The 24234-nt window shown below is 69.0% G+C and carries 24 protein-coding genes and 1 pseudogene; 13 read left to right on the plus strand and 12 right to left on the minus strand.

The annotated features are described in order from the left end of the window. Positions 1–48: 48 nt before the first annotated feature. Complete coding sequence (locus HCC78_RS04030; RefSeq protein ID WP_216671018.1) at positions 49–624, minus strand: GNAT family N-acetyltransferase; 576 nt, start codon at positions 622–624, stop codon at positions 49–51. A gap of 185 nt (positions 625–809) precedes the next feature. Here HCC78_RS04030 and HCC78_RS04035 point away from each other — a divergent pair, with 185 nt between their 5' ends. Further along, a complete protein-coding gene (locus HCC78_RS04035) occupies positions 810–1163 on the plus strand; it encodes a cupin domain-containing protein (RefSeq protein WP_172327457.1) in 354 nt (117 codons plus the stop codon). Positions 1164–1271: 108 nt separating this feature from the next. After that, positions 1272–2939 (plus strand): amidohydrolase, encoded by a 1668-nt coding sequence (locus HCC78_RS04040; RefSeq protein ID WP_172327458.1) that lies wholly within the window; start codon positions 1272–1274, stop codon positions 2937–2939. Positions 2940–3082: 143 nt separating this feature from the next. On the opposite strand, the gene HCC78_RS04045 is transcribed toward HCC78_RS04040, so the two are convergent. Continuing rightward, the gene (locus HCC78_RS04045) at positions 3083–3994 is read right to left on the minus strand and encodes a LysR family transcriptional regulator (protein WP_216671019.1); all 912 of its coding nucleotides are present in this window, start codon (positions 3992–3994) and stop codon (positions 3083–3085) included. Positions 3995–4095: 101 nt separating this feature from the next. On the opposite strand from HCC78_RS04045, the gene HCC78_RS04050 reads away from it, so the two are divergent. The 3 genes from HCC78_RS04050 to HCC78_RS04060 are packed head-to-tail and all read left to right on the plus strand — an operon-like array spanning position 4096 to position 5771. Then, positions 4096–4644: a carboxymuconolactone decarboxylase family protein gene (locus tag HCC78_RS04050; RefSeq protein WP_172327459.1), complete on the plus strand. Its 549-nt coding sequence runs from the start codon at positions 4096–4098 to the stop codon at positions 4642–4644. A 54-nt stretch (positions 4645–4698) separates the two neighbouring features. Next, positions 4699–5163, plus strand: coding sequence for a nuclear transport factor 2 family protein (locus HCC78_RS04055; protein ID WP_216671020.1), 465 nt, complete (start codon positions 4699–4701; stop codon positions 5161–5163). Further along, on the plus strand, positions 5160–5771 hold the full coding sequence (locus HCC78_RS04060) for a pyridoxamine 5'-phosphate oxidase family protein (protein WP_172327460.1): 612 nt from the start codon (positions 5160–5162) through the stop codon (positions 5769–5771). The genes HCC78_RS04055 and HCC78_RS04060 overlap by 4 nt, the downstream gene beginning before the upstream one ends. Positions 5772–5781: 10 nt before the next feature. Here the strand turns inward: HCC78_RS04060 and HCC78_RS04065 are convergent, their stop codons facing one another. Beyond that, a complete protein-coding gene (locus tag HCC78_RS04065; RefSeq protein ID WP_172327461.1) occupies positions 5782–6405 on the minus strand; it encodes a CGNR zinc finger domain-containing protein in 624 nt (207 codons plus the stop codon). Positions 6406–6591: 186 nt separating this feature from the next. On the opposite strand from HCC78_RS04065, the gene HCC78_RS04070 reads away from it, so the two are divergent. The 3 genes and pseudogenes from HCC78_RS04070 to HCC78_RS04080 form a co-directional block, all read left to right on the plus strand. Further along, a complete protein-coding gene (locus HCC78_RS04070) occupies positions 6592–7527 on the plus strand; it encodes an alpha/beta fold hydrolase (protein ID WP_172327462.1) in 936 nt (311 codons plus the stop codon). Positions 7528–7551: 24 nt separating this feature from the next. Further along, entirely contained in the window at positions 7552–8181 is a 630-nt protein-coding gene (locus tag HCC78_RS04075) for an FMN-dependent NADH-azoreductase (RefSeq protein WP_172327463.1), read from the plus strand. Between the two features lie 292 nt (positions 8182–8473). After that, a pseudogene (locus tag HCC78_RS04080) lies at positions 8474–9583 on the plus strand (transposase); the annotation flags it as partial. 72 nt (positions 9584–9655) lie between these two features. Here the strand turns inward: HCC78_RS04080 and HCC78_RS04085 are convergent. Genes HCC78_RS04085 through HCC78_RS04120 form a run of 8 tightly spaced genes read right to left on the minus strand, consistent with a single transcriptional unit; the run spans position 9656 to position 17806 of the window. Next, positions 9656–10306 (minus strand): TetR/AcrR family transcriptional regulator, encoded by a 651-nt coding sequence (locus HCC78_RS04085; protein ID WP_172327464.1) that lies wholly within the window; start codon positions 10304–10306, stop codon positions 9656–9658. A 30-nt stretch (positions 10307–10336) separates the two neighbouring features. Continuing rightward, positions 10337–11110 (minus strand): SDR family NAD(P)-dependent oxidoreductase, encoded by a 774-nt coding sequence (locus HCC78_RS04090; RefSeq protein WP_172327465.1) that lies wholly within the window; start codon positions 11108–11110, stop codon positions 10337–10339. Continuing rightward, the gene (locus tag HCC78_RS04095) at positions 11107–12705 is read right to left on the minus strand and encodes an FAD-dependent oxidoreductase (RefSeq protein WP_172327466.1); all 1599 of its coding nucleotides are present in this window, start codon (positions 12703–12705) and stop codon (positions 11107–11109) included. The genes HCC78_RS04090 and HCC78_RS04095 overlap by 4 nt, the downstream gene beginning before the upstream one ends. Then, complete coding sequence (locus HCC78_RS04100; protein ID WP_172327467.1) at positions 12705–13688, minus strand: aldo/keto reductase; 984 nt, start codon at positions 13686–13688, stop codon at positions 12705–12707. The genes HCC78_RS04095 and HCC78_RS04100 overlap by 1 nt, the downstream gene beginning before the upstream one ends. After that, positions 13688–14872, minus strand: coding sequence for an aromatic ring-hydroxylating dioxygenase subunit alpha (locus HCC78_RS04105; RefSeq protein ID WP_172327468.1), 1185 nt, complete (start codon positions 14870–14872; stop codon positions 13688–13690). Before HCC78_RS04105 ends, HCC78_RS04100 begins: the two co-directional genes overlap by 1 nt. Before the next feature lie 14 nt (positions 14873–14886). Further along, the gene (locus HCC78_RS04110) at positions 14887–15936 is read right to left on the minus strand and encodes an LLM class flavin-dependent oxidoreductase (protein ID WP_172327469.1); all 1050 of its coding nucleotides are present in this window, start codon (positions 15934–15936) and stop codon (positions 14887–14889) included. Between the two features lie 17 nt (positions 15937–15953). Further along, the gene (locus HCC78_RS04115; protein WP_172327470.1) at positions 15954–16850 is read right to left on the minus strand and encodes an amino acid ABC transporter permease; all 897 of its coding nucleotides are present in this window, start codon (positions 16848–16850) and stop codon (positions 15954–15956) included. Positions 16851–16906: 56 nt separating this feature from the next. Further along, on the minus strand, positions 16907–17806 hold the full coding sequence (locus HCC78_RS04120; RefSeq protein WP_172327471.1) for an ABC transporter substrate-binding protein: 900 nt from the start codon (positions 17804–17806) through the stop codon (positions 16907–16909). A gap of 505 nt (positions 17807–18311) precedes the next feature. On the opposite strand from HCC78_RS04120, the gene HCC78_RS04125 reads away from it, so the two are divergent. The 4 genes from HCC78_RS04125 to HCC78_RS04140 are packed head-to-tail and all read left to right on the plus strand — an operon-like array spanning position 18312 to position 21618. Beyond that, the gene (locus HCC78_RS04125) at positions 18312–18794 is read left to right on the plus strand and encodes a hypothetical protein (RefSeq protein WP_172327472.1); all 483 of its coding nucleotides are present in this window, start codon (positions 18312–18314) and stop codon (positions 18792–18794) included. Positions 18795–18809: 15 nt separating this feature from the next. Continuing rightward, positions 18810–19235: a DUF3830 family protein gene (locus HCC78_RS04130; protein ID WP_172327473.1), complete on the plus strand. Its 426-nt coding sequence runs from the start codon at positions 18810–18812 to the stop codon at positions 19233–19235. A gap of 26 nt (positions 19236–19261) precedes the next feature. Beyond that, the gene (gene glnT, locus HCC78_RS04135; protein ID WP_172327474.1) at positions 19262–20629 is read left to right on the plus strand and encodes a type III glutamate--ammonia ligase; all 1368 of its coding nucleotides are present in this window, start codon (positions 19262–19264) and stop codon (positions 20627–20629) included. Then, positions 20629–21618, plus strand: coding sequence for an alpha/beta fold hydrolase (locus HCC78_RS04140; protein WP_172327475.1), 990 nt, complete (start codon positions 20629–20631; stop codon positions 21616–21618). Before glnT ends, HCC78_RS04140 begins: the two co-directional genes overlap by 1 nt. Before the next feature lie 8 nt (positions 21619–21626). Here HCC78_RS04140 and HCC78_RS04145 read toward each other — a convergent pair whose 3' ends face one another. After that, positions 21627–23597, minus strand: a complete 1971-nt coding sequence (locus HCC78_RS04145; RefSeq protein WP_172327476.1) for a HAMP domain-containing sensor histidine kinase — start codon at positions 23595–23597, stop codon at positions 21627–21629. Here HCC78_RS04145 and HCC78_RS04150 point away from each other — a divergent pair. Further along, positions 23579–24220, plus strand: a complete 642-nt coding sequence (locus tag HCC78_RS04150; RefSeq protein WP_172327477.1) for a response regulator transcription factor — start codon at positions 23579–23581, stop codon at positions 24218–24220. The genes HCC78_RS04145 and HCC78_RS04150 overlap by 19 nt on opposite strands. The last annotated feature ends 14 nt before the right edge of the window (positions 24221–24234 follow it).

Consider the following 24234-nt stretch of genomic DNA (forward strand, 5'->3'; position numbering starts at 1 on the left):
CCTCGCAGTTTCCGGACCGCGGCAAGGCGGCGGATCCCGCGCAGGCGATCAGGTGACGGGCTTTGTGAACAGGATCCATTCGGAAGCATCGACCTCCCAGTCGCCCTTCACGACCGGACGCCGCGCCACCTCGCGATAGCCTTTCGCGGAATAGAGCCGGAGCGCATCGTGATGCGTGTCTTCGGCGATCAGGCTGACCGCAGCGTGCCCCGACGCTGCCGCGACTGCCTCCGCAAGGGCCAGAAGCGCGCTGCCCAGTCCGCGGCCGCGGAATGCCTCGTACGTGGCCAGCACGTTCAGGTACCACGACCCCGGCGCCAGCGCCTCCAGTTCCAGCAACGGCACGAAGATCGGCGGCGTGTCCGGGTCGATCGGCCCGGGCGTCTCCTCGGCCGGGTAGCCCAGAAGACAGGCAGCGGCTTCGCCGCCGATCTCCGCAATCCAGGCATTGCGGAAGGAGAAATTGCCGCTCTCCCGTGCCGCCCGCTCCCTGCCGAAGGCCCAAGGGTCGCCATCCGGGCCAGCCGACTTGCGCCAGAAATGCAGCGGCAGGTTGTCAGCTGCCATGTTGATGAATCGCGTCAGATCGTCCGCATCCGATGCCGTGGCTTCCCGGATCAGCATTCCCGTCCATTCCCTGTCCATGGCGGCGCGCTCCGCGCTGCCGGAGCCCCTGCATCGGTCATTTCCCGCAGCGCCGCCAGCCCCCTTTTCGGATGCGCGCCGCCGGGCCGATGGTCGGCCTTGCCAGCTTCGCGGCGCCGCCATAGGACGGAGCGACGATCCCAGAGCACTCTTGGAGGAGTGACATGAGCGACATGGTTTTCCGCTTTCCCGAACCCGGCCCGGAGCCGATGACGGCCGATCTCGACGGCTGGACCAAGGTGGAGGGCGAGCCCGGCATGAAGACCTGGGTCCAGCATACCTCGATCGACGGCAGCGTGATCAGCGGCACTTGGGAAGCCACGCCGGGAACCTGGCATGCGAGCTACAAATTCTACGAATTCGTGCACCTGATCGAGGGCCGAATCGTGATCACCCCGGATGGCGGGGCGCCGGTGATGCTCGGTCCGGGAGACGGCTTCGCGGTCGAGCCCGGCTTCGAGGGAACCTGGAAGATCGAGGCCCCTGTCCGGAAGCATTTCTGCATCAAGCTGAAGTGACGCCGCGGCCGTGCCGCCGGGGCCCCTTGCCGGGACCGGCGGCACGGCGCGCGATCCCGGCCGGCGCCGTCCCGGGCGCGGCCCTTCCCGAAACATCCAGGGCCCGCGATGACGACACCCGACCTGATCCTCACCCATGCCCGCATCCTGACGATGGATGCGGACCGGCCGCGGGCAGATGCCGTAGCCATCGCGGACAGCCGGATCGCCGCCGTGGGCAGCCATGCCGAGATCGCGGCGCTGGCCGGTCCGCGGACCCGGACCATCGACGCTTGCGGCCGCACCGTGCTGCCCGGCTTTTTCGAGAGCCACCTGCATGTCGGGCTCGGCGGCGCGGACCTGTCGCATCTGCATGTCGGTCACCTGCAGGGCGCCGAAGCGGTCGGCGCGGCCTTCCGCGACTTCGCCGCGCGCCATCCGGCCCAGCCGCTCCTGATGGCGCAGGAGGCAGGCTACGGCATCCTCGGCAAGCCCGCCACGCGCCATGACCTCGACGCGATGATCGCCGGCAGGCCGATCGCAATGATGGCGCCGGATCTGCACACGGTCTGGGCCAACACGGCCGCGCTCGAAGCCGCAGGCCTCCTGCACGGCGCGCAGATGCCTCATGGCCACGAGGTCGTCATGGGCGCGGACGGTCTCGCCACCGGCGAGCTGCGCGAGTTCGAGGCCTTCGGCCCGCTGATCCGCTTCGCCGGCGAAGGGCGCATCAACCTGGGCATCTCGACGGGAGAGGAACCCGATCCCCGGCCCACGGCTGGGGAACGCGCCGCCGACAAGGCACTGATCCTCGCGGGCATGCGCCACTGCGCAGCCCATGGCGTGACCAGCCTCGTCAACATGGACGGCAACCGCTACACGCTGCAGCTCCTCGCCGAGATGCAGGCGGAAGGCACGCTGCTCCTGCGGGTCAATGTGCCATTCCATTTCAAGCCCCACATGGACATCTCCGCGCTCGGCCGCGCTTCGGCGATGGCGGAGGAATTCGAAGGCGACTGGATCAGCTCGGGCTTCGTCAAGCTGTTCATGGACGGCGTCATCGACAGCCGCACCGCTTTCCTGCTGCAAGACTACCCGGACCAGCCGGGGCACCGCTCGGAACCGCTATTCGCGCCGGAGCGCTTCGCCGGGATTGCAGCCGAGATCGACCGGCGCGGGCTCCAGATCGCCGTCCATGCCATCGGCGACGGCGCGGTGCGCACGGTGATCGACGGCTACGAGGCCGCGCGGAGGGCGAACGGCCCCCGCGACAGCCGCCACCGGATCGAGCATATCGAGCTGATCGACCCGGAGGACGTCCCCCGCCTCGGCGCGCTCGGCATCACCGCCAGCCTGCAGCCGCCGCATGCGCCCGGAGCGATGGATTTCCCGCTCCAGCCGACGCTGGACCGGATCGGCAGCGGCCGCTGGAGCGACGCCTACCTGTGGCGCAGCCTGGCGGAGCACGGTGCGGCCGTCGCCTTTTCCAGCGACTGGCCGGTCAGCGACGTCTCGGTGCTCCGCGGCATCGCCGCAGCCCTGACCCGCGCCCCCTATCCCGGCGCAAGGGACGAGCGGCTGGGTCTCATGGAGACCTTGCGCGCCTATACTGCCGGAGGCGCCTGGGCGGCGCATCGCGAACATGTCACCGGGACCATCCGGCCGGGGCTGGCAGCCGATCTGGCCGTGCTCGGCGGCGATATCGAGGCAACCGAACCGGCGGGGATCCCTGCTCTTGGCATCGACCTGACGATCTGCGGCGGCCGGATCATCCATGACAGCGGCGCGCTGAGCTGACGGCGAGGGCGCGGGCCTACGGATCGTGCCCTGCCGTGGCGTTCCCGGCCATGACCGCCTCCCGAGGAAGGTTTGCCGCGATCCCGCCGCTGCACGCCGACGCCGCCGGGGGCGGCTGCAGGATCACGGCCGGTCCCGTCCGGCTAGCCGCGGAGCGGCACGGGGGGCAGCGCCGCCTCCAGGCGGGGTGCGGCGAAGTCGATGAAGGCGCGGAGCTTCTGCGGGACCGGGCCGGGGCGGTAGAGCAGGCTCACCGGCCAGGGCTCCGGTTCGCAGCGCTCCAGCAGGATCTCCAGCTGCCCGGCAGCCAGCGGAGCGGCGATCTGGTAGGACAGCACGCGCGCCATCCCCAGCCCGGCGGCCGCGGCGCCGACCGCCGCTTCGGCGGTGTTCACCGACAGGCGTGCCCGCACCGGCACGGCGCGGGCGTCCCGGCCCGCGCCGAGATTCCAGCGGCCGGAGGCCGCCAGGCTGCCGAAAGCGATGCAGTCGTGGTCTGCCAGCGCCTCCGGGCTGTCCGGCCGGCCCCGCGCGGCGAGATAGCCGGGGGCGGCGCAGAGCACGCGGCGCACCGTGCCGAGACGTCGGGCGCGCAGGCTGCTGTCCGGCAGGCGGCCGATGCGGATCGCGGCGTCGATGTTCTCGTCCTGCAGGCTCACCGGTCGGTCGGTCTGCTCCAGCCGGATGGCGACCTCCGGATAGGCCTGCAGGAAGGCCGTGGCCGCAGGCAGGACATGCAGCCGCCCGAAGACGATGGGCGCGGTCAGGGCCAGCTGCCCGCGCGGCGCGGCGAACTCGCCCGAGGCGGCGCGCTCGGCCTCGGCCACGTCCTCCAGCACCCGGCGGCAGGCGGCGACATAGGCGCTGCCCGGATCGGTCAGCGACAGCCCGCGCGCCGAGCGGTGCAGCAGCGCGGTGCCCAGCCGGTCCTCGAGCTCGGCCACCCGGCGGCTGACCGTCGCCAGGGGCAGGCGCAGCTGCCGTGCCCCCGCCGAGAGGCTGCCCGCATCGACGCAGGCCACGAGGATCGCCATGGAGTCCAGTCTGTCGGCCATGTTCCCATTTTCCGGAAGGGTGCCTTCCGAAATTACCGCCTTCCGCCGGAATCCGGAAGGTCTATCCCGGGGACATCGATACCAGGCCGGAGGAAAATCCCATGTCCCGCATTGCCGTCCCCGCCTCGGCCGAGGCCGCCCCCGACGCCCCCCGCCCCCTGCCGGAACAGGTGAAGGCGCAGCTCGGCAGCATGCCGAACCTGTTCCGCCTGGCCGCCGCCAGCTTCGCCGCGCTCGAAGGTCCTCCCGGTCTCTTCGGGGCACCCGGCAAGGGCCGCCTGCCCGCCGCCGCCGCCGCCCGCGAACGCATCGCGCTGGCCATCGCCGAGTTCAACGGCTGCGGCCTCCCGGCTCACGCCTGCCTGGCCGCCGACTTCGCCAAGCAGCCCCCAGAGGACATCGCCGCCAACCGCCGGGGCCGCTCCTCCGGCCCGAAGGCCGATGCCGCCCTGGCCTTAGCGCTGAAGGTCGCCGGGGCGCGCGGCCGGGTCTCCGATGCCGACCTCGCCGCCGTGCGCGCGGCAGGCCACGGCGAGGCCGAGGCGACCGAGTTCGTCCGGAACGTCGCGCTGAACATCTGGACCAACTATGTCAACGAGGTCGCGCAGACCCCCATCGACTTCCCCCTGGCCGAAGGCGCCGCCGCCTGATCCCTCCCGGCGGCGGGCCTGCCCCTGCCGCCCCTTTCCCGAAGGAGACTGCCGATGACCCGTCCCCCGCTTCCGCCCTTCACCGCCGAAACTGCCGCGCAGAAGGTTCGCCTTGCCGAAGATGCCTGGAACGGCCGCGACCCGGAAAAGGTATCGCTGGCCTATGCGCCGGACAGCCGCTGGCGCAACCGCAGCACCTTCCTGGCCGGCCGCGCCGAGATCGTGGCCTTCCTGGCCGCCAAATGGCTGGCCGAGCAGGACTACCGGCTGATCAAGGAGCTCTGGGCATTCACGGAAAACCGCATTGCCGTGCGCTTCGCCTATGAATGGCAACGCGCAGATGGAGGCTGGGTGCGCTCCCACGGCAACGAGAACTGGGAATTCGATGCCGGGGGGCTGATGGCGGTGCGCCATGCCAGCATCAACGACCTGGAAATCGCCGGGACCGACCGGCTGTTCCGCTGGCCGCAGGGCCGCCGCCCGGACGGCCATCCCTCGCTGAGCGATCTGGGCCTGTGAGCGCGGGGCCGGACATCGTCTTCACGGATGCGGTCAAGGCGCAGCAGGCTGGCCGCGGCGCGCGCGGCCTCCATGCGCGGGCGGCGGAGACACGCCCTTGGCCCGATGCGGTGACGCCGGATCCGGCGCGCTCCATCGAAGCGCAGGCCAGCGTCTTCCTCGGCACGGCGGGCGCGGAGGGACAGCCCTGCATCCAGCACCGCGGCGGCCCGCCGGGCGACCTCGAGGTGCTGGACGGCGGGAGGCTGGGCGCCGCCGATCGCGGGGGCAACCGGCAGTGCATCACGCTGGGCAACCTCTCCGGGAACCCGCGCGCGGTGCTGTTCCCGATCGACCATGCCGGGCGGCAGCGGATCAAGATCTGGGGACGCGCGCAGGTGGTCGAGGACGACCCGGAACTGCTGGCTCGGCTCGGAACCGGACCGGACGCAGCGAAGGCGGTGCGCGCGACCCTCTTCGGGATCGAGGCTTGGGACGCGACCTGCCCGCAGTACATCCCCCGGCGCTTCGATGAGACCGAGGTCGAGAACGCGCTGAGGTTCCGCGACGCTCGCATCGCGGAGCTCGAGGCCAGGCTGGCGCAGATGGCGGAAGCCGGCGGGGGCTGAGACCCACAGGTCATCGCTTGCGGAAGGCCGCAGCCTTCGCGCGGTTGCCGCAGACCTCCATGGAGCACCAGCGCCGCCGGTGATTCCTGCTGACATCCAGGAAATAAAGGGTGCAGGCCGGCGCCTCGCATTTCCGCACATGCCGGAAATCGGCCTCGGCAACCAGCCGGGAGGCGGCGAGGGCGATCCGGACGATCAGGTCCGCCGGACGGACCAGCGGCTGATGCGCGGTCAGGCGGAAGGAGCCCTGCCTCCCGGCTGCCGCCTCATCGGCCACCTCGATCCGGAAATGGTGGTGCCCAGTGGCCAGGATGCCGTTGAGCACCGGAATGATCGGCTCGCCGGCATCGGCCATCTCCGCGCCGCTGGCCCGTTCGACAAAGCCCCGCAGCGTCTCGCGAAGGGCGGCGATCTCCCGCCGGGTCCGCTCCAGCTCCTTCTGCATTCCGCCGGTCCGCAGCGGCCGCAGCTCCGCCTCCGTGGCCAGTCCGGCCGCAACCAGCCAGTCCAGCAGCGACGGGCCGGTATCCAGCCAGTCGAAGCGGATCGAGCGGGGCGTGGCAACCGTGTTGAGGAAATCCAGCGCCGGGGTCTCCCCGACGAGGAAGGGAGCGGGTCTGGCTTCTTTCGGCATCTGGTCCTTTCCGGCGCCGCGGGGACCGGCGCAACTTTTCCATGATAACCTATGAATCCAGACTTTGACAGTTATGACCGCTCCTTTCCGGTAACGACAATGTAACCACTGAAATCGCCTTTAATAGGTTATTTGAGTAACCACTCAAATATTGTTTGAGTGGTTATCTTCAGAAAGGACACTCCCATGCGATTGCTTCCTGCCGGAGCCGCGGCCCTGGCCCTCGACGGGCCTGCGCCGCTCCCAGCCGCCGCACCTGGCCCGTCTCGGCATGTCACCTTCCATACCCTCGATGTCGGTGGCATCCCCGTCTTCTACCGCGAGGCGGGTCCCGGGGACGCGCCGGTGCTCCTGCTGCTTCACGGATTCCCGTCCTCGTCGCACATGTTCCGCGACCTGATCCCGCTGCTCGCGGACAGCTTTCGCGTGATCGCGCCCGACTATCCCGGCTTCGGACAATCCGGAGCTCCTGACCCGTCGGACCATTCCTACGATTTCGGGACTCTGGCCACGGCGATGGATGCCTTCGCCGAAGGGCTGGGCCTGACCCAATACAGCCTTTACATGCAGGATTACGGCGGTCCGGTCGGGATGCGGATGGCCATGCTGCACCCCGAGCGGATATCCGGGCTGATCGTACAGAACGCCACCGTACATGCCGAAGGCTGGGCGCCGGAAATCATGGCGCAGTTCGCTCCGTTCTGGGCCGGGCGCAGCACGGAGACCGAAGCGCCGCTGCGGACGTTCCTGTCCGCCGGGACGACCCGCTGGCAGTACGAACACGGCAGCACGCGGACCGGCCGGCTGAACCCCGACGCATGGACAAGCGATCAGGCCGGGCTCGACCGGCCGGGCAATGACGCGATCCAGCTCGACTATCTCTGGAACTACCAGGCCAATGTCGCCGCCTATCCAGACTGGCAGGATTTCCTGCGCCGCACGCAGCCACCGGCACTGATCGTCTGGGGCCGGAACGATCCGGTCTTCACCCTCGATGCGGTGGCCGGCTGGCAGGAGTTGCTGCCCGCGGCCGAGACCCGGCTCTATGACGCCGGGCATTTCGCGCTCGAAACCCATGCCACCGAGATTGCCGCCGACATCCGCGGCTTCCTGGCCCGCTGACCTCCCCGAAAAGGAACCTCTTCCATGACGACCATTCTCCATATCGCCGCCTCCCCGCGCGGCGCGGCATCGCAATCGGCAAAGCTGGCCGAGACCTATCTGGACGCGCGCCGGGCCGCGGAGCCGGGTGTCGGCATCGACCGGCTCGACCTGTGGCAGGCGGAGCTGCCGGAATTCGACGGCGACAAGGCGGCTGCCAAGATGACCTTCTTCGGCCAGGGCGAAATGGACGGACCGCGGCGGAGTGCCTGGGACCAGATCACCGCCATTGCCGGACGTTTCATCGAAGCGGACGAGTACGTGCTGTCAGTGCCGATGTGGAACGGCGGCATCCCCTACAAGCTGAAGCAGTATATCGACATCATCACCCAGCCGGGTCTGCTTTTCGGGTTCGATCCGGAGAACGGCTACCGCGGGCTGCTGGAGGGACGGACGGCGCGCGTCTTCTACACGGCCGGGGTTTATTCGCCGGGCGCCCCCGCCCGCTACGGGGCTGATCATCACTCGACCTATCTCGGCTGGTGGCTGGACTTCATCGGCGTAGCCCAAGTTGAGACGGTGCGGCTGCAGCCCTCGCTGATGACCGCAGATCCGGCCGGAGACCAAGCGCGGGCCCTGGCAAGGGCCGCGGAGCTGCCGCTGCAGATGGCCTGAATTGCCGACACGACTTCGGAGGGCAGCACACAGGCAGCCCTCCGGTTCTCATACGGGAAAGCAGCGGCCAGGCGCGGCGGTTTTGGGGTTTCGGAAATTCTTTCTGCCGTCGCCTGCCGCCTCCAATATGTCCTGCAGCCATGAGACGACCTTGCCGCACAAAGGGGGCGGGATTCTCCTCATGAAGCCAGTGCAGTAGCCGGACGTCATGAGCAGGCCGCCGAAGCCGACGTGCGGGACCGCCAACTGGAACGCGTAGCGAGCCGTTGCAGCACCAACGGCGAGCGAGGCACTGGGGCGGCGCGGATCGCTGGCCGTCTGGTTCGATCCGCCGATGCAGCGGGACGCGGTGCCGTCCGGACGGCGCGGCGGCCCGCAGTCCCATAGCAAATGAGGAGGCTCAGGACATCGTCCGGACGGCGATTTCCCCGGGGAGTGCGATCTGGCCCTGTCTCAGCCTCAAGGTTCTCCTCGGACTCCCGCTTCGCCAGTCCCCCGGCTTCGTGCCGAGCCTGCTGAAGTGTCCGGGCCGGGCTGGTCCGTGCCGGACGTCAGCCCCCTTTCCCGTCGGAAGAGCGGGACGGGTCCGTGGCGCCGCTGGCGCCGCGAAAGTCCGTCGGACCTTGGATGTCACTGTCCCGTATCGCGGCTCCAAGGGCGCGCTTGACCTGCTCGTCCCCTCTCGGGCAGCGGACAGCACCGGCGTCGAGGTCGAGGGCGAATGGCACAGCCGCAGGCATGGCGGCCCGAAACGGCGCATTCGCGGTGCCGCTCGGACCGGTGGCGCGGCCCGCCCACGGCGGAAGATCCACCTGGGGATCGACGAGGAGACCTTGGAAATCCGCTCGTGGAGGTCAGCTCCGGCGCCGCGCCGATGCTGCCGGAGCTCCTCAAGCAGATCGGCCTGGATCGGGAAATTGCAACCGTCACCGCCAAGTTGCCGATGGATGCGCCACCGGTCCGAGCACCGCTGGCGGCGCTTGCGGTATGCGCCTGCCACGACGCCATCGCCGCCCGCGGTGCGGCAGCTATCCTCCCGCACCGCCGCAACGCGCGGCCAAGGAAGCCGGACACCGCCGGGGCCCGGGCCCGGAACGAGACCCTGCGGGCATCCAAGCGCCTCGGCCGGACGCTCTGGAGGAACTGGAGCGGCTGCCACCGCCGCAGCAGGGCGGAGATATGGGCCGGATCGGGAAAAGGTCCGGAGGAGCGTTGCCCCGGCGACTGAATGAACTGCGCGAAGTTGCTGGGCCAGAGCGGCGGATGTCCGCTTGTCACCGGCTTCGGACCGATGGCAGCGCGATGCCTCGCCTTCGGCCGCCAGGCGGCAAAGGTCCGGATCCGCGTGGCGGTCCCCAACCTCTTCGGGACGCTCGGGATACCGGTCACCGCCGCCCTGGGGCAAGTGCGCCCGGGGCAAGGGGAGCTGCGGCCGCCAGCCGATTTGCGCAACAGCGCCTCATGTAGCGGAAATTCACATGGTCCGCATTCCGGATCTCAACCAGTGGAGCACGACACGGCGCATCGACTGCATGGCGCGCGCATAGTTGAAATTCGGGAACATGACGTTCCGGAACAGGGCTCCGTCGAGAAAAGTCGAGATCATTGTCGCTGTATCCGCCGGATTGGCATCCGCGAACGTGCCCTCGGCGATGCCCTGCTGGATTGCCGCCTTCAGGATTTCGGCCTCGCGTTCGTAGAAGGCGCGGATCGCGCGGTCGGCGACCGGAGTCCGCTTGCCCGTGGAAGCGTAGTCGAGGCTCATCCGCGCCACCTTCTGCAGCGCCACGAACTGGCGGATATGCAACTCGATCCAGCTGGAGATCACCTCCTCCGGCGAGCCTGCCCGCTGCGCGATGCCGTCGAAATGCGAAAAGGCCTCGGCGACAACGCGGGCGATCGTCTTCATGAAGAGATCCTCCTTGTTGTCGAAATAATAGTAGAAATGCGACGGGTTGAACCCGCTCGCCTCCGCGATGTCCTTGATCCGCACGGAGGAATAGGACCGCTCTGCGAAAAGGTCGAGCGCGGTGCGGCACATGACATCCGGCGGCGATCCCGGTGTCGGCTGGTAGCTGTCGTCGAATTGCGCAGCTTCGGTCTCGAGCGCCTTCTTCCGGGCCATGTCCCCTGCCTCTCCGGACTGCCGTCCCTCTCAGCCCTGGATATACCAGGTCGTCGTTCCACCGCCGTCGACGACGAGGTCCTGCCCGGTAACATAGCCAGCCGTTGCAAGATAGAGCACGGCCTGTGCGATTTCCGCGGGGGCTGCCGCACGCGGCAGCGGAAGCCGGTCGACCTCGGCGGCCAAGGCGGGCTCGGCCTCGCGCCAGCCGCTTTCCGGGTCGCGGACCGGGCCGGGAAGGACGGCATTGGCGCGGATGCCGAAGGGCGCCCATTCCACCGCCATTTGCCGGACGGCAGCGAGCACGGCGGATTTCGACGGTCCGTAGGCGCCGTTTCCGGGGTAGCAGCGCAGCGCCGAGGCTCCGGCAATCGCGATCACCGCACCGCCGCCATGGTCCTTCATATGCCGCGCCGCTTCGGTGCCGACATGGAAGAAGCCGCGGGTATGGACGGCAAAGACTTGGTCCCAGTCCTCGCTGGACAGCTCCAGGAGATGCCCCGGCGCCGAGGTGCCCGCGTTGTTGACGACCAGCCCGAGCCCGCCCAGCCCGGCCACCGTGGCGGCGATGCCCGCGGCGACGGAGGCCCGGTCGGTAAGGTCCATCTCCACCGCGAGGGCGCGGCGCCCGGTGGCGGCGATCTCCGCGGCCAGCGCCTCGGCCGGGGCGGCATGGCGGCTGTAGCTCAGCGCCAGATCGGCCCCGGCCCCGGCCAGACGGCGGGCAATCGCGGTGCCGATCGGGCTGGCCGCGCCGGTCACCAGCGCCACGGTGTCGGCCAGCGGTTCCGAGGGATTGGTCATGTCTGTGTCTCCTGTTCGGCCGCGGCGATGCTTTCGCCGCAGAGAAAGCCCCAGGTCAGGTTGGGGCCGAGCGTGGTTCCGGACCCGGCAGCGCGGGTGCCGATCGGGTTCGCCATGGCCAGCCCGCAGGCATAGAGCCCGGGGATGGCGCGGCCATCGGGGCGGAGCACCCGCCCGCCGCCATCGGTCATCGGCCCGCCCTTGGTGCCGAGGAAGCTGAGGTTGAAGGGCAGCGCGTGGAACGGCGCCCGGCGGAGCGGCGCCATGCGGCGGATCCCGTCGGGGCGCCCGGTGAACGGGTCGAGATGGCGGCCGAAGGCGTCATCCGTCCCGGTCTCGGCTCCGGCGCTGTAGCGGGCGACAGTCTCCGCCAGAGCCGCGGGCGGCACCGAGATGCGGGCGGCCAGCGCCTCGGGACTCTCCGCGGTGACATGGATCCCCTGCCCGTGGCGGCGCAGAAGATGGCGCATCACCGGGCTCGACCGCAGGGTGGCCTCATCGAAGACCAGCCAGGCCGGAAGGTGCCGCGGCTGGCCGTCCGGCCCGCGCTCTGCCAGCACCTCGCCGAGATTGAAGAGGTATTCGTTGACGAAGCGCCGCCCGTCGCGCCCGATCAGCAGAGCACCCGGCTCGCGGTGGTGGAAGGTGCCGATCGGCAGCGCCGCGCCGCGGAGCCGCGCCGGGAGCGCAGGCGCGATATTGGCCTGATCCATCCGCGCCATCTGCGCGCCGGCCGCCTCGGCCATCCGCTGGCCGCAGCCCAGATTGCCCGGGGCGGAGGCGATCAGCCCGAGCGGCCCGGCGAAATGCGCGGCGCGGCGGGCCTCGTCGCGCTCGAACCCGCCGGTGGCGATCACCACATGGCGGGCGGCGATCTCCCGCAGGCCCTCCGGCGTCATTGCCGCAACGCCTGTCACCCGTCCGTCCGTCATCAGCAGTTCCGCCGCGCGCCAGCCGGTGCGGATCGCGCCGCCCCGGGCCAGCAGCGCCGCCGCCAGCCCCGAGACCAGCGCCGTGCCCTGTGCCCGCTTCCCGCGCAGCACCCGCCAGGCGAGCTGCGGCAGCCGCGCGGCGACGGCCCGCGCCGGACGGTGCCAGGGATCAAGGGCGCGGGTCTCCTGATAGGTGAAGACATGCGGGATATGCGGCGGCTGCAGCGGCAGCGCGCGGAGCTGCGCCAGCGGCAGGGTCGAGACCATCCGCCCGCGCGCCTTGCCGCCCGGCAGACCGGGATAGGGGTCGCTGTCGTCCGAGAGGGCAAAGCGCAGCGCCGTTTGCGCCTCCAGAAACCGCAGCATCCGCGGCGCGGCTCCGGCAAAGGCCTGCCAGCGCGGCGTCTCGGTCTCCGCCCAGCCCGGCGGGGCGGCCGCGGCCAGATAGGCCGCCGCTTCCTCCGGGCTGTCCGCGATCCCGGCCGCCTGCGCCAGATGGTTGCCGGGCACCCAGAGCCCGGCACCCGACATGGCCGTGGTGCCGCCGATGACGTCCTGCGCCTCCAGCACCATCACCCGGAGCCCGGCCGCCGCCGCCCGCAGCGCCGCCATCAGCCCGGCCCCGCCGGAGCCCAGCACGACGGCGTCCCATATCTCTGCCATCAGGAGAAGCCGATCACCGCACGCGGCCGGTAGGGCTCTTCGAGATACGCCACCTCTTCGGAAGACAAAGACAGCGACAGCGCCGCCGCGGCATCGTCGAGCTGCTCCGGTTTCGTCGCGCCCATCACCGGCGCCACGACCGGCTCCTTCTGCCAGAGCCAGGCCATGGCGATCTGTGCCGGTTTCACCCCGCGCCGCGCGGCCAGCTCGACCACCCGCCCGGCGATCGCCAGCTCTTCGGGAACTTCGGCGGCATAGAGCGCGGGGGTATAGCCGTCCTGCGCCGAACGTACCGAGGCCTCGCCCCAGGGCCGGGCTAGACGGCCGCGGGCCAGCGGGCTCCACGGGATCACGCCGATCCCGGCATCGCGGCAGAACGGCAGCATCTCGCGCTCTTCCTCGCGGTAGAGCAGGTTGAGGTGGTTCTGCATCGCGACGAAGGGCGCCCAGCCATTGGCCTTCTGGATCCCCACCGCCTTGGCGAGCTGCCAGGCGAACATCGAGGACGCGCCGAGATAGCGCGCCTTTCCGGCCTTCACCACGTCATGGAGCGCCTCGAGCGTCTCCTCGACCGGAGTCGCATAGTCCCAGCGGTGGATCATGTAGACATCGACATGGTCGGTGCCGAGCCGCCGGAGCGTGCCGTCGATCTGGTCCAGGATCGCCTTGCGCGAGAGCCCCGCGCCGTTCGGGCCGGGCCGCATCCGGTTGAAGACCTTCGAGAGGATCACCACCTCGTCGCGCGGCACCTGGGCGATCACCTGGCGGCCGAGCACCTCCTCGCTCTGGCCCGCCGAATAGGCATTGGCCGTGTCGAAGAAGTTGATGCCGAGATCGAGCGCGCGGGCGTAGAACGGCTTGCTCCCTTCCTCGTCGAAGAGCCAGCCATGTTTCGCATCCGGGCCGTTGACGGTATAGCTCATGCAGCCAAGGCAGATGCGCGAGACCTCAAGGCCGGTGCGGCCGAGCTTCATGTAGTCCATCAGACCGTCTCCCCGATATGGTCGCGCACATAGTCGGCCAGCTGCCAGACCGGTTTCTCCAGATGGCTGAGGCGCCCGGGCTCGGCCAGCCGCGAGGCCGCGCCGATCTGCTGGAGCGTGTTGACCGAGACATCCTCGCCCGCGATCACCGCGCCGTTTTCCTTGGCCTTGGCCATCATGTCCTGGAACTCGGGCAGCTCGGCGGCCTCGCGGCGCACCAGATGCAGACGCACCCACCAGGTGTCGTTGACGCCGCGCGGCAGGATCGAAGTCCAGCGCACCGCATCGACCGACGTGCCGATCAGGTTCATCGGGAAGACGTGGTAGAGGTTGCCGGTGCGGATCTGCGCGTCGCTCCAGCCGTCGAAGACCGGCAGGCCGGATTGCAGGTTGGTCTCGGTCGGCAGGTCGGGCCGGAGCGGATGGCGCAGCGTGACGAAGGCCTGATCCGGATCGGCCATGTCCTCGCCCCAGCTCAGCCGACCGGGATTGTGCGGCTCCAGCGTCTTCGCATGGGCGCCGATATGGTGATAGCACTCCATGAAGGTCTCGACCGCGATCTTCCAGTTGAACGGACAATGGAACTGGGTCTCGTAGCCGACGATCAGCTCGTCGACCGGGATGTTCGACCATTCCGCGATCATGCCTTCCATCTTCGGCGCCAGCGGTTCGGCATCGCCGGAGAAGTTGATGTAGATGGTGCCCAGAACGATCTCGGAGCGCACTTCGGGCAGCTTCATCTTCTTCGAGTCGAAATTCCGCGCCTGCTCCATGAAGGGGGCGGTGCGCAGGTTGCCTTCGAGGTCATAGCCCCAGCGGTGGAACGGGCAGGAAAACAGCTTGGCATTGCCCGAGCCCTCGACCACCGGCGCCCAGCGGTGCAGGCAGACGCGGGAGAGCACGCGGATGCGGTCGCGGCCCCGGACGACGACCAGCGGCTCGCCCATCACCTCGATGGAGACATAGTCGCCCACCTCGGGCACCTGCGCGACATGGGCGACGGCCAGCCAGCCGGGGCGGAAGATGCGCTCGCATTCCAGATCGAAGAAGGCCTGCGAGGTATAGGCGGCGGGCGGCAGGGTCTCGCTGTCTTCCAGCGTCTGGCCGCGCCCGGCATGGACGGCCCGCAGGATCTCGGGCAGCGCGGGCTGGGCCATGCTGCCGATGGAGGCATAGTCGGTCATCTCGGATCCTCGTCTCAGGTGGCGGCCAGTTCGGGCGTCTTGGCCAGCAGCGGCATCACCTCGGCGCCGAAGCGTTCGAGCGAGCGGGCGGCCATGGAAAGCGGCATGTCGCCGAACTGGAAGAAGGTGTTGTAATGCGTGATCGGCAGCGCCGCGCATTCCGCGGCGATGCGTTCCGCGACATGCTCGGGCGGGCCGATGATGATGTTCTGCGCGATGGTGTCGAGCGACGGCTCGTCCGGCAGCGGCGGCGCGTCGATCATCGCACCGGTGCGGACGATCTCGCGGCCGCGCAGCCCCGCGGCCATGCGCCCGACGAAGCGGGCGCAATCGGCGGCCTTCAGCGCGTCCTCGCGGCTGTCGGTGACATGGATGTATTGCTGCACGCCGAGGCGCTGCATCGGCCCGAGCCCGGCCGCCTGCCATTTCGCCGCCGTGGCATGGCCCATCTCGATCAGCGCGGGCGAGCCGCGGAAGCCCGCGGTGATGAAGGGCGTCGCGCCAAGCGGGGCCAGCCGCTGCAGGATGCGCGGATCGCCCCCGGTGACATAGACCGGCGGCAGCGGGCGCTGGCGCGGATGCAGGAGCACCGGCGTCTCGGGCAGGCCAAGCGCGGCGGCGGGGGCGCCGACCTCCTCGCCGGTCAGCGCCGCCTCGAGCACATCCCAGTATTTCAGGAAGATATCGGCCCGGGCGGTGACATCGGCGCCGTAGCGCTCGAACTCGAAGGGCTGGTAGCCGGTGCCGACGCCGAGAACCAGACGGCCGCCGGAGAGCTGGTCGACCAGCGCGATCTCCTGCGCCACCCGCATCGGCTGGTAGAGCGGCAGCACGATCACCGCAGTGCCGAGCCGGATGCGCGAGGTCGCGCCCGCGAAATGTGCCGCCATCATCAGCGGCGAGACCGAGAGCGAATAGTTGGTGAAATGATGCTCGGCGAACCAGGCGGCGGAGAAGCCGATCTCCTCGGCCAGGCGCACCATGACGCGCGTGTCTTCGAGCACGCCCGGCACGCCGCCGGGATGGTCGCGCAGCGACATCAGGTTGAACAGTCCGAATTCCACGGGAAATCTCCGCCGTCTCAGGTTTCGCGCGGCGTGTGGCCGCGGTTGTAATGCGCCTCGATCCGCGACTGCACCGCCGAGAGCACGGTCGTGGCCAGCAGGTACCAGGCACAGGCGACCAGCAGCAGCGGGATGGTCTGGAAGGTGCGCGAATAGATCGTCTGCACCGAGTAGAGCAGGTCCGACAGGGCGACCATCGACACGATCGAGGTGTTCTTGAGCATGCCGATCGTCTGGTTGCCGGTCGGCGGCACGATGAAGCGCATCGCCTGCGGCAGGATCACCAGCCGCATCGTGCGCGCGGGGCTCAGCCCCATGGCGGCGGCCGCCTCGCGCTGGCCGCGGCCGACACTTTCGAGCCCGGCGCGCACGATCTCGGCCATGTAGGCACCTTCGTTCAGCCCGAGCCCGAGGATCGCCGCCGTGTAGGGCGTGATCAGGTCGTTGAACGAGCCTTCGAAAAAGGTCAGCCCGGTGAACGGAATTCCGAACGCATAGCGCGGATAGAGCGCGGCGAGATTGTACCAGAAGATCAGCTGCACCAGCACCGGCGTACCGCGGAAGAACCACAGGTAGGCGGCCGAGAACGCCCGGAAGGGCAGCACCGATGACACCCTCATCACCGCCAGGATGATCCCCAGCACCACGCCGATCGCCATCGTCACCACGGTCAGCCACAGCGTCGTCAGAAAGCCGCGGATCACGGTCGGATCGAACAGGTACTGCCCGACCACCGCCCACTGGAAGCGCTGGTTCGTCGCCACGTCCTGCAGCGTGGCCAATGCGAACACGGCGAAGACCGCCCAGGCGAGGATCTGCAGCCGCGGCACCTTGCGGGCGGCACGGCCACCCCCGGCCGGAGGCCTCTTGGGCGGCAGGAGCGCGTGGCGGACGAAGGCTGTGCTGGCAGGCATGGTGGGTCCCGTCATCTCGGAAAGGCCCGCCCCCACAAGGGGGCGGGCAGCGCGCGTCAGTCGCGCGGGTTGGTCGTGGTCATGTTGATGCCGAACTCGTCGAGCGCGGCATGCGGGATGTCCCATTTCTCGAAGATCGCGTCATAGGTGCCGTTCTCGCCCAGCACCTTCAGCGAGGCGAGCAGCGCCTCGGCCAGCTGGTCATTGTCCTTGGAAACGATCGCGCCGAGATAGTTCTGCTTCTCCAGCGGGTTGGAGATGGTGCCGATATCGATGGGGTTGTTCTTGCGGATTTCTTCGACGGAGCTTGCCGCCGAGAGCGCGAAGTCGATCCGTCCGGCGAAAAGCGCCAGCAGCACGGCCGATTGCTGCGGGTACTGGCCGACCTCGATGGCCGGCAGGTCCTGATCGGTGCACCAGGCGGACAGAGCCTCCAACTTGGTGACGAAATCGGTGCCGGTCTGGCCGGCCGCGGTCTGGCCGCAGAGCGATTTCGGATCGCCCGCGACGATGTCCGGGTTGTCGGCGACATAGTAGAAGGCGTTGCCGTAATCGAGGCTGGTATTGACGAACTGGACGACCTCCTCGCGCTCGACGCGGTCGGTGATGCATTCCATCGCCATGTCGTAGCGGCCGCCCTCGACGCCGGGGATCAGCCCGCCGAAATCGATCGAGACCGGCTCGACCTTGGTGCCCAGCACCTGCGCCATCGCGTCCCACAGGTCGACCTCGAAACCGACCATGGTCTTGCCGTCCTCGAGGAACCACTGGCAGGGCGGGTAGTGCGCGTCGGTGGCCAGGTCGATCTTGCCCTTCTCCTTGATGGAATCGGGCAGCATGTCGTGCAGTTCGGGAACGGCCTCCTGGACGGGAATGTCCTGCGCGGCGGCGGGCATCGCGGCGGCGAGGGCGAGTCCCCCGAACAGGGCGGCTTCGGTCAGTCTGCGGGAAATCATGTCGGTCTACTCCATGCTGGACGGGGGTGCCGCACCATGTCTTGCGCGGTTCTGATTTGAATTATGGTTCAATCTTTGCGGGCCGACGGTTTTTCCGGGCAAGGTTTCCCGAGGTCCGCCACCGAGGAAAGCCGGACTGTTTTCGAAGTGCCGAAAACTTCACCGGCATCCGGAGCCGAACTTTCAAAAGATGTGCGGAAAATGCCGGAATCTCCGTATATTCGACAAACTTATGGTTTAAAAGGATTTTTATATGGGATTTCTGGCTGCGCCGATCCGTCTGGCACAAGTTCCAGGCCCAGTATTTTCGCCCAAAATTCGGTCCATTGCCGGTAATCCCGCCATTTCAAAGGATATTTCAGAGATACTTCCGACCGCTCCCGGACTGGCCGGGCCGGACAATCCCAGCGCGGCAATGTTTTTGTTTGAATAGATTTTCAAAATCAGTCTAGCTTGCCGCCAAGCGCCCCGAGCGGCGCGCAGCAATCCCATCAAGGAGACCCCGATGACACTGGACGAGGCGATTGCCCGTTTCGAGGCGGAGCGCGAGAAGATCTGGTTCGAATCCCCCGAGGACATCCTGGCGCTCGGCCGCGGCGAGGTTCCGCGCGGCACCGGCGCCCGCGGCCAGTACCTCTCGACCATCATCTTCGCCGAGGGCGAGGCGCGCACCTTCGCCGACGAGATGCTCTGGGGCATCATCCGGGTCTGCGAGGATACCGAGGCCGACCTGAAGACGCTGCAGGCGCTGATCGACCAGATCATCGGCTACAAGGCGTCGTTCTTCGACTTCGTGTCGATCCCCTCGGCCGCCGAGATGACCCGGCTCTATGTCGATGCCTCGAAGCTCTGCGAGACCACCGACGACCTCAACCGCCTGACCCAGGCCGCGCTCGGCTATGCCAACCGGCTGCACATGTGGGTCGACTACATCCTGCCCTGGGGCCTCGGCAACGCCTTCCCCCGCAAGAAACCCGCCACCGCCTGAGCCCGAGGACGACCCATGTTTCTGATCATGAGCATCGACGACACCGACATTTGCAAGATCGAGGTCTGGGAGGACAAGGTGCCCCAGCTCTGCGAGCAGTTCCGCCAGAAGCTGCCGATGACCTCGATGCTGCAGCACGGCAAGCTGCTGGGCGACCTGGTCTTCTTCACCATGCCGATCGTCGCGCCCTGGGAGAACAGGTACCTGACCGAGGATGTCGGCAAGGAGCGCAAGGCGAAATACGGCAGCCCCGCAGGCGGCGTCTGCTTCTACTCGCCGCGCCAGCAGTTCTGCGTCGTCTACGGCGACGAGGCCTCCGACGAGCCGCTGCCGATCTCCTATATCGGCGAAGTGGTCGAGGGCTCGCTGGAACTGAAGGTCGCCGGGCTCGAGACCTGGTTCGACCAGAGCCGCCGCGTCACCCTGCGCATCGCCGCCTGACCCATCCGAAATCCGGGAGACTCCGAATGACCGCGTATAGCGACGCCGAGCTGAAGGACCTGCAATCGGCGCTGGAGGCCAAGGGCATCCGCTACCTGATGGGCGCCTATGTCGACATCCATGGCGTCCAGAAGGGCAAGGTGGTGCCCATCGGGCATCTGAAGCACATGGCGCATGGCTCCGAGCGCTACACGGGCTACGCGCTCGACGGGCTCGGCCAGGCACCATCGGATGACGAGATCACCTCGGTCCCGGATTTCGGCCATATCATCCAGCTGCCCTGGGAGCCCAAGGTGGCCTGGATGCCCGCCGACAACGAATTCCAGGGCGCGCCCTATCCGCTGGCGCCCCGCAACGTGCTCAAGCGCGTCCTGGAAGAGGCCGCCGGGATGGGCTTCGGCTTCAACCTCGGCATCGAGGCCGAGATCTTCCTCCTGAAGAAGGAGGCCGACGGCTCGCTTTCGGTGCCCACCGAGAACGACACGCTGACCAAGCCCTGCTACGACCTGCGCAGTTTCATGGACAATTTCGGCTGGCTCGACCAGATGGCCGGGACCATCGACGCGCTCGGCTGGGATCTCTACTCCTTCGACCACGAGGATGCCAACGGCCAGTTCGAATTCGATTTCCGCTTTGCCGATGCGCTGACCATGGCGGACCGGTTCACCTTCTTCCGGATGATGGCCAAGCACTATGCCGAAGAGCGCGGACTGATCGCCACGACCATGCCCAAGCCCTTCGCCGACAAGACCGGCAATGGCGCACATTTCAACATGTCGCTCTTCGACCTGGCCACCGGCGCAAATGCGTTCGAATGCGACCCGGCCGACGATCCGCGCGGGCTGGGGCTGACCGAGACCGGCTACCATTTCATCGGCGGCATCCTGAAACACGGCCGCGCGCTCTGCGCGACCTTCGCGCCGACGGTGAACAGCTACAAGCGGCTGGTGCGCCGGGGCGCGATGGCGGGCTTCAGCTGGGCGCCGGTCTTCAACTCCTACGGCTCGAACAACCGCACCAATTCGGTCCGCATTCCGCAGGGCGGCGGCCGCTGCGAGAGCCGCAATGCCGATGGCGCGGTGAACCCCTATCTCGCGGCGGCAATGGTGCTGGCGGCGGGGCTCGAAGGCGTGCGCGAAAAGATCGACCCGGGCAGCCCGAACGAGGACAATCTCTACGAGCTGAACGACGCCCAGCGAGCCGCCCGCGGCATCGAGTTCCTGCCGCAGACCTTGCTGGAGGCGGTCGAGGCCTTCGACGCGGACCCGCTGACCGCGAAGGTGCTGGGCGAAGAGCTGAAGGCCGAGTTCATCCGCTACAAGACCGCGGAATGGAACGAGTACCACCTCTCCGTCTCCGCCTGGGAGACGGCGCGCTACAGCCACATGTTCTGATGCTGCCGCCGCTGCAGCACCTACATCTGGGCGATCTCCCGCTTTCGGGCGGGGGCGTCCTGCCGGATGCGGTCCTGGCCTACAGGGTCTGGGGCCGCCCCGCCCCCGACGGCGGCAAGGTCATCCTGATCCCCAGCCACTACACCGGCACCTCCGCCTCGCCTGCGGGGATGATCGGGCCCGGACGGGCACTCGACCCGGAGCGTCTCTGCATCATTGCCACCGACATGTTCGGCAACGGCAACGCCACCTCGCCGAGCCATCTGGCGGACCGGGCGGCGCGCCTCGCTTTTCCGCTCGTGTCGATCGGGGACAATGTCGCGGCCCAGGCGCGGCTCCTGGCGCATCTGGGCGTGGAGCGGCTGGCGCTGGTCTATGGCTGGTCGATGGGCGCAATCCAGGCCTGGCACTGGGCGGCGCATCATCCCGGACGGGTCGACGCCATCCTGCCGGTCTGCGGCTCAACCGGCGCCTGGCCGTTGAACCGGGTGTTCCTTGGCGGGCTGCGCGCCACGCTCCGCGCCGATCCGGCCTTTCTGCGCGGCGATCCGCGCCCCGAGGCGGGGCTGCGCGCTTTCGGCCGGGTCTATGCCGGCTGGGTCTATTCGTCGGCCTTCTGGCGGGACGAACTCTGGCGCGGACTGGGATTTGCCTCCGCTGAGTCGCTTCTGGCCTGGTGGGAGGACGACCATCTCGGCTGGGACGCCCATGACCTCGCCGCGGTCCTGGAAACCTGGGCCGCCGCCGATCCGCAGGCGCTGGCGCCGCTGCTGCCGCGCATCACGGCACGGGCCATCGCCATGCCCTGCGACACCGACCGGTATTTCACGCTGGAAGAAAACGCCCTCGACCGCGCCGCCGTGCCCGGAGCCGAGCTCAGGCCGCTCCGCTCCGACCTGGGCCATGTTGCCGGGGCGCCCGGCCGCCACGCGGCGGAAACCGCGGAGATCGAACGCGCCCTCCGGGACCTTCTGGAAGCGGCCGGCTGAGCCGGCGATCACTCGCTTGCGCGGGGCAGCGTGACGGTCAGCCGCGTGCCGCTGCCATGCGACGGATCCAGCGACAGCTCCAGCCCGTTTTCGGCGCAGAGTTCGGCGATGATGGCCAGGCCCAGACCGCCGCCCTCCGAAGCCGGTCCCTTCTCGCCGCGCTCCAGATAGCGCGCGAAAGCCTCCGGCGCCATGTGCGCGCCGTCATTCGCCACGCTGACCGAGGCCTCCTCCGGCGTCGCCGCCAGCATCAGCGAGACCCGGCTGCCGCCGGAATGGCGGATCGCGTTGACCGTCAGGTTGGACACGATCCGCATCACCGCGAGCGCCGGCACGCGGGTGAGGATCCCGGCCCCGCTGACGTCCAGCGCGATGCCGCGCTGCTCGGCCTCGTCGCGGAACATGTCGGCCGCCGCACGCAGGACCATGCCGAGATCGTAGGCCTCGGCCGGGTCCGCCGCCGTCCCGGTTCCGCCGCCCGCGGCGAAGGCCCCGGCCAGCCGGTCGAGATAGCCCATTGCCTCGGCCACCGCCTCTTCCGTCCGGTCTTCGGCGCGCTGCCGCAGCAGCAGCCGCAGCGCCGCCAGCGGCTGCTGCAGGTCATGCGAAGCCGCTGCCAGATCCTGCCGCGCCCGCGCCGCGCGCCGCATCGCCTCGGCATAGCTGCGCTCGGACTGCAGCAGCGCCGTGCTTAGCTCGGCCTCCTTGCGCGACGCTTCGATCTGCGCTGCCATCGCCGCCTGATGCGCATGGTGGAGCCGCGCGACCTGCATCAGCAGCAGGGCCATCAGACCCCCGCCAGCCGCCAGGTAGCACAGGCGCAGCATCGTCTCCGGGCCGGCCCAGGCAGGCGTTGCCCCGGCCGCGGCCGCAAGCTGCAGGACCGAGCCCGCCGCCAGAACGGCGACGGCGACCCAGAGCCCGGTCCGCCGCTGCAGGGGCGAGAATTCCGACCAGCCGGGCAGGCTCCAAGCGATTGCCGCGAAGGTTCCTAGCCAGAGCACCAGCCCGCCCGGCACCACCAGGACCGGATGGGCGAAGGGGACGGCGGCAAGATGCAGCAGGCTCGCCGCCAGGGCCGCGCGGATCGCCGTCCGCGCCCGCAGCCCCAGCGAGTCCCGCCCCGCCCGCAGCGTGGCGAGATAGCCGAAAGCGGCGGCCACGAGGATCAGCGGCATCGTGGCGTTGAGGTTGAAGAGCGGCGCTTCGGGCCAGAGCCAGCGGAAGAACTGCCCCTCGGCCTGAGCCACCACGGCGAGGTTCAGCCCCAGCATCGCCGCGAACCACAGCCCCGTTGCGTTGCGCATCACCAGGCAGAAGCCGGTGAAGCAGGCGAGAATCGCCAGCGTGGCGGTATAGAACACCGCATCGCCCTGAGCGGTCGCGCCGAGATGCGCCGCAGCGCCCGCCGGTCCGGCAAGCCAGAGCGGCAGCCGGCTGAAGCCGAGGGGGCGGTAGCCGACGGCAAGCTGCACGGTTTCGCCGGGCTGCACGGCGACCGGGGCCGAGACCAGCTTGCGGCTCTCGACCGGACGGGTGCCGAAGCCCAGCCGGAAGGAAGCGCCGAGCAGCCGCTCGGGCGCCGCCCCCCCGCGGATCGCGAGGATTTCCAGCTCGCCCGCGGCAGGCAGTTCGGTGCCGATCTGCCAGGAAGCCGGACCGGGACCGGCGTTTGCCAGCTCGGCCACCGCCCAGAGCTTCTGCCAGGTCATGCCGAGATCGAGCACATCGCCGCCAGGCCGCCCGCCCCCGCCCGCGGCGAAGCGCGGCGCCACCTCCTCCCAGGACGTGCCGGCGGGAAGCCCGGCAAGCACGCGGAACGCGGAAGCGGGAAGCGCGGCATCGGCTCCGGGGCCGAGCCCCAGCGGCGCTTCCGGCGCTTGCGCAAGGGCAATTCGGGATGCCAGAACCGCAGTCAGCGTCACCGCAAGGACCAGCCGCAGGAGGAAGGGGCCCCGCCATGGCAAGGACGCCGCCATTCTCAGCGATCCTCGCCGACGATCACCAGATCGTCCGTCTCGGGCTGCGCAGCCAGCTCGATGCCGACCCGGAATTCGAGGTCGCGGCCGAAGTGGCGGACGGGCTGCAGGCCATCGTCGAGACCCGCAGGCACCGTCCCGACCTGCTGCTTCTCGACGTGCAGATGCCGCTGGCCGGCGGTGTCGAGGTGATCGTCGAGGTGCGCCGCTGGAGTCCGGAGACGAAGATCGTCGTGCTGACCGGCATCGCCTCGCCCGGTCTCGTCGCAAATATCGTCGAGGCGGGGGTGGAGGGCCTGTTCTCCAAGCGCGAGGATCTCGCGCCGCTCTTCGATGCGCTGCCGCTGATCATGCGCGGCGGGCGCAAGGTGGCGCCGTTCTTCCTGGACCTCCTCGGCCAGGGCGAAGAAACCGCGGGACTGACGATGCGCGAGCGGCAGACGCTCAACATGATCCTCGCGGGCCGCTCCAACAGGGAAATCGCGGCCGGGTTCGGAATCAGCGTCAAGACGGTCGAGAAACATAGGACCAGCCTTATGCAGAAGCTCGGCGTGAATTCCATCGCGCAGTTGCTGGCGGTGGCGCTCCGGGACGGGCTGATCGACCCCTCGCAGGAGCTGTGAAACGCGCCGCACCC

Origin of the sequence: Mangrovicoccus sp. HB161399, assembly GCF_013184745.1 — a bacterium.
Taxonomy (GTDB): domain Bacteria; phylum Pseudomonadota; class Alphaproteobacteria; order Rhodobacterales; family Rhodobacteraceae; genus Mangrovicoccus.

Excerpts from the sequence above, each read along its gene's own strand:
- HCC78_RS04140 (WP_172327475.1), top strand. The coding sequence starts at position 20,629 with ATGCTGCCGCCGCTGCAGCACCTACATCTGGGCGATCTCCCGCTTTCG.
- HCC78_RS04030 (WP_216671018.1), bottom strand. The coding sequence starts at position 624 with ATGCTGATCCGGGAAGCCACGGCATCGGATGCGGACGATCTGACGCGA.
- HCC78_RS04045 (WP_216671019.1), bottom strand. The coding sequence starts at position 3,994 with ATGGCCGACAGACTGGACTCCATGGCGATCCTCGTGGCCTGCGTCGAT.
- HCC78_RS04075 (WP_172327463.1), top strand. The coding sequence starts at position 7,552 with ATGACGACCATTCTCCATATCGCCGCCTCCCCGCGCGGCGCGGCATCG.
- HCC78_RS04095 (WP_172327466.1), bottom strand. The coding sequence starts at position 12,705 with ATGGCAGAGATATGGGACGCCGTCGTGCTGGGCTCCGGCGGGGCCGGG.
- HCC78_RS04040 (WP_172327458.1), top strand. The coding sequence starts at position 1,272 with ATGACGACACCCGACCTGATCCTCACCCATGCCCGCATCCTGACGATG.
- HCC78_RS04115 (WP_172327470.1), bottom strand. The coding sequence starts at position 16,850 with ATGCCTGCCAGCACAGCCTTCGTCCGCCACGCGCTCCTGCCGCCCAAG.
- HCC78_RS04070 (WP_172327462.1), top strand. The coding sequence starts at position 6,592 with ATGCGATTGCTTCCTGCCGGAGCCGCGGCCCTGGCCCTCGACGGGCCT.
- HCC78_RS04035 (WP_172327457.1), top strand. The coding sequence starts at position 810 with ATGAGCGACATGGTTTTCCGCTTTCCCGAACCCGGCCCGGAGCCGATG.
- HCC78_RS04100 (WP_172327467.1), bottom strand. The coding sequence starts at position 13,688 with ATGGACTACATGAAGCTCGGCCGCACCGGCCTTGAGGTCTCGCGCATC.
- HCC78_RS04105 (WP_172327468.1), bottom strand. The coding sequence starts at position 14,872 with ATGACCGACTATGCCTCCATCGGCAGCATGGCCCAGCCCGCGCTGCCC.
- HCC78_RS04120 (WP_172327471.1), bottom strand. The coding sequence starts at position 17,806 with ATGATTTCCCGCAGACTGACCGAAGCCGCCCTGTTCGGGGGACTCGCC.
- HCC78_RS04085 (WP_172327464.1), bottom strand. The coding sequence starts at position 10,306 with ATGGCCCGGAAGAAGGCGCTCGAGACCGAAGCTGCGCAATTCGACGAC.
- HCC78_RS04050 (WP_172327459.1), top strand. The coding sequence starts at position 4,096 with ATGTCCCGCATTGCCGTCCCCGCCTCGGCCGAGGCCGCCCCCGACGCC.
- HCC78_RS04125 (WP_172327472.1), top strand. The coding sequence starts at position 18,312 with ATGACACTGGACGAGGCGATTGCCCGTTTCGAGGCGGAGCGCGAGAAG.
- HCC78_RS04145 (WP_172327476.1), bottom strand. The coding sequence starts at position 23,597 with ATGGCGGCGTCCTTGCCATGGCGGGGCCCCTTCCTCCTGCGGCTGGTC.
- glnT (WP_172327474.1), top strand. The coding sequence starts at position 19,262 with ATGACCGCGTATAGCGACGCCGAGCTGAAGGACCTGCAATCGGCGCTG.
- HCC78_RS04130 (WP_172327473.1), top strand. The coding sequence starts at position 18,810 with ATGTTTCTGATCATGAGCATCGACGACACCGACATTTGCAAGATCGAG.
- HCC78_RS04065 (WP_172327461.1), bottom strand. The coding sequence starts at position 6,405 with ATGCCGAAAGAAGCCAGACCCGCTCCCTTCCTCGTCGGGGAGACCCCG.
- HCC78_RS04055 (WP_216671020.1), top strand. The coding sequence starts at position 4,699 with ATGACCCGTCCCCCGCTTCCGCCCTTCACCGCCGAAACTGCCGCGCAG.
- HCC78_RS04150 (WP_172327477.1), top strand. The coding sequence starts at position 23,579 with ATGGCAAGGACGCCGCCATTCTCAGCGATCCTCGCCGACGATCACCAG.
- HCC78_RS04090 (WP_172327465.1), bottom strand. The coding sequence starts at position 11,110 with ATGACCAATCCCTCGGAACCGCTGGCCGACACCGTGGCGCTGGTGACC.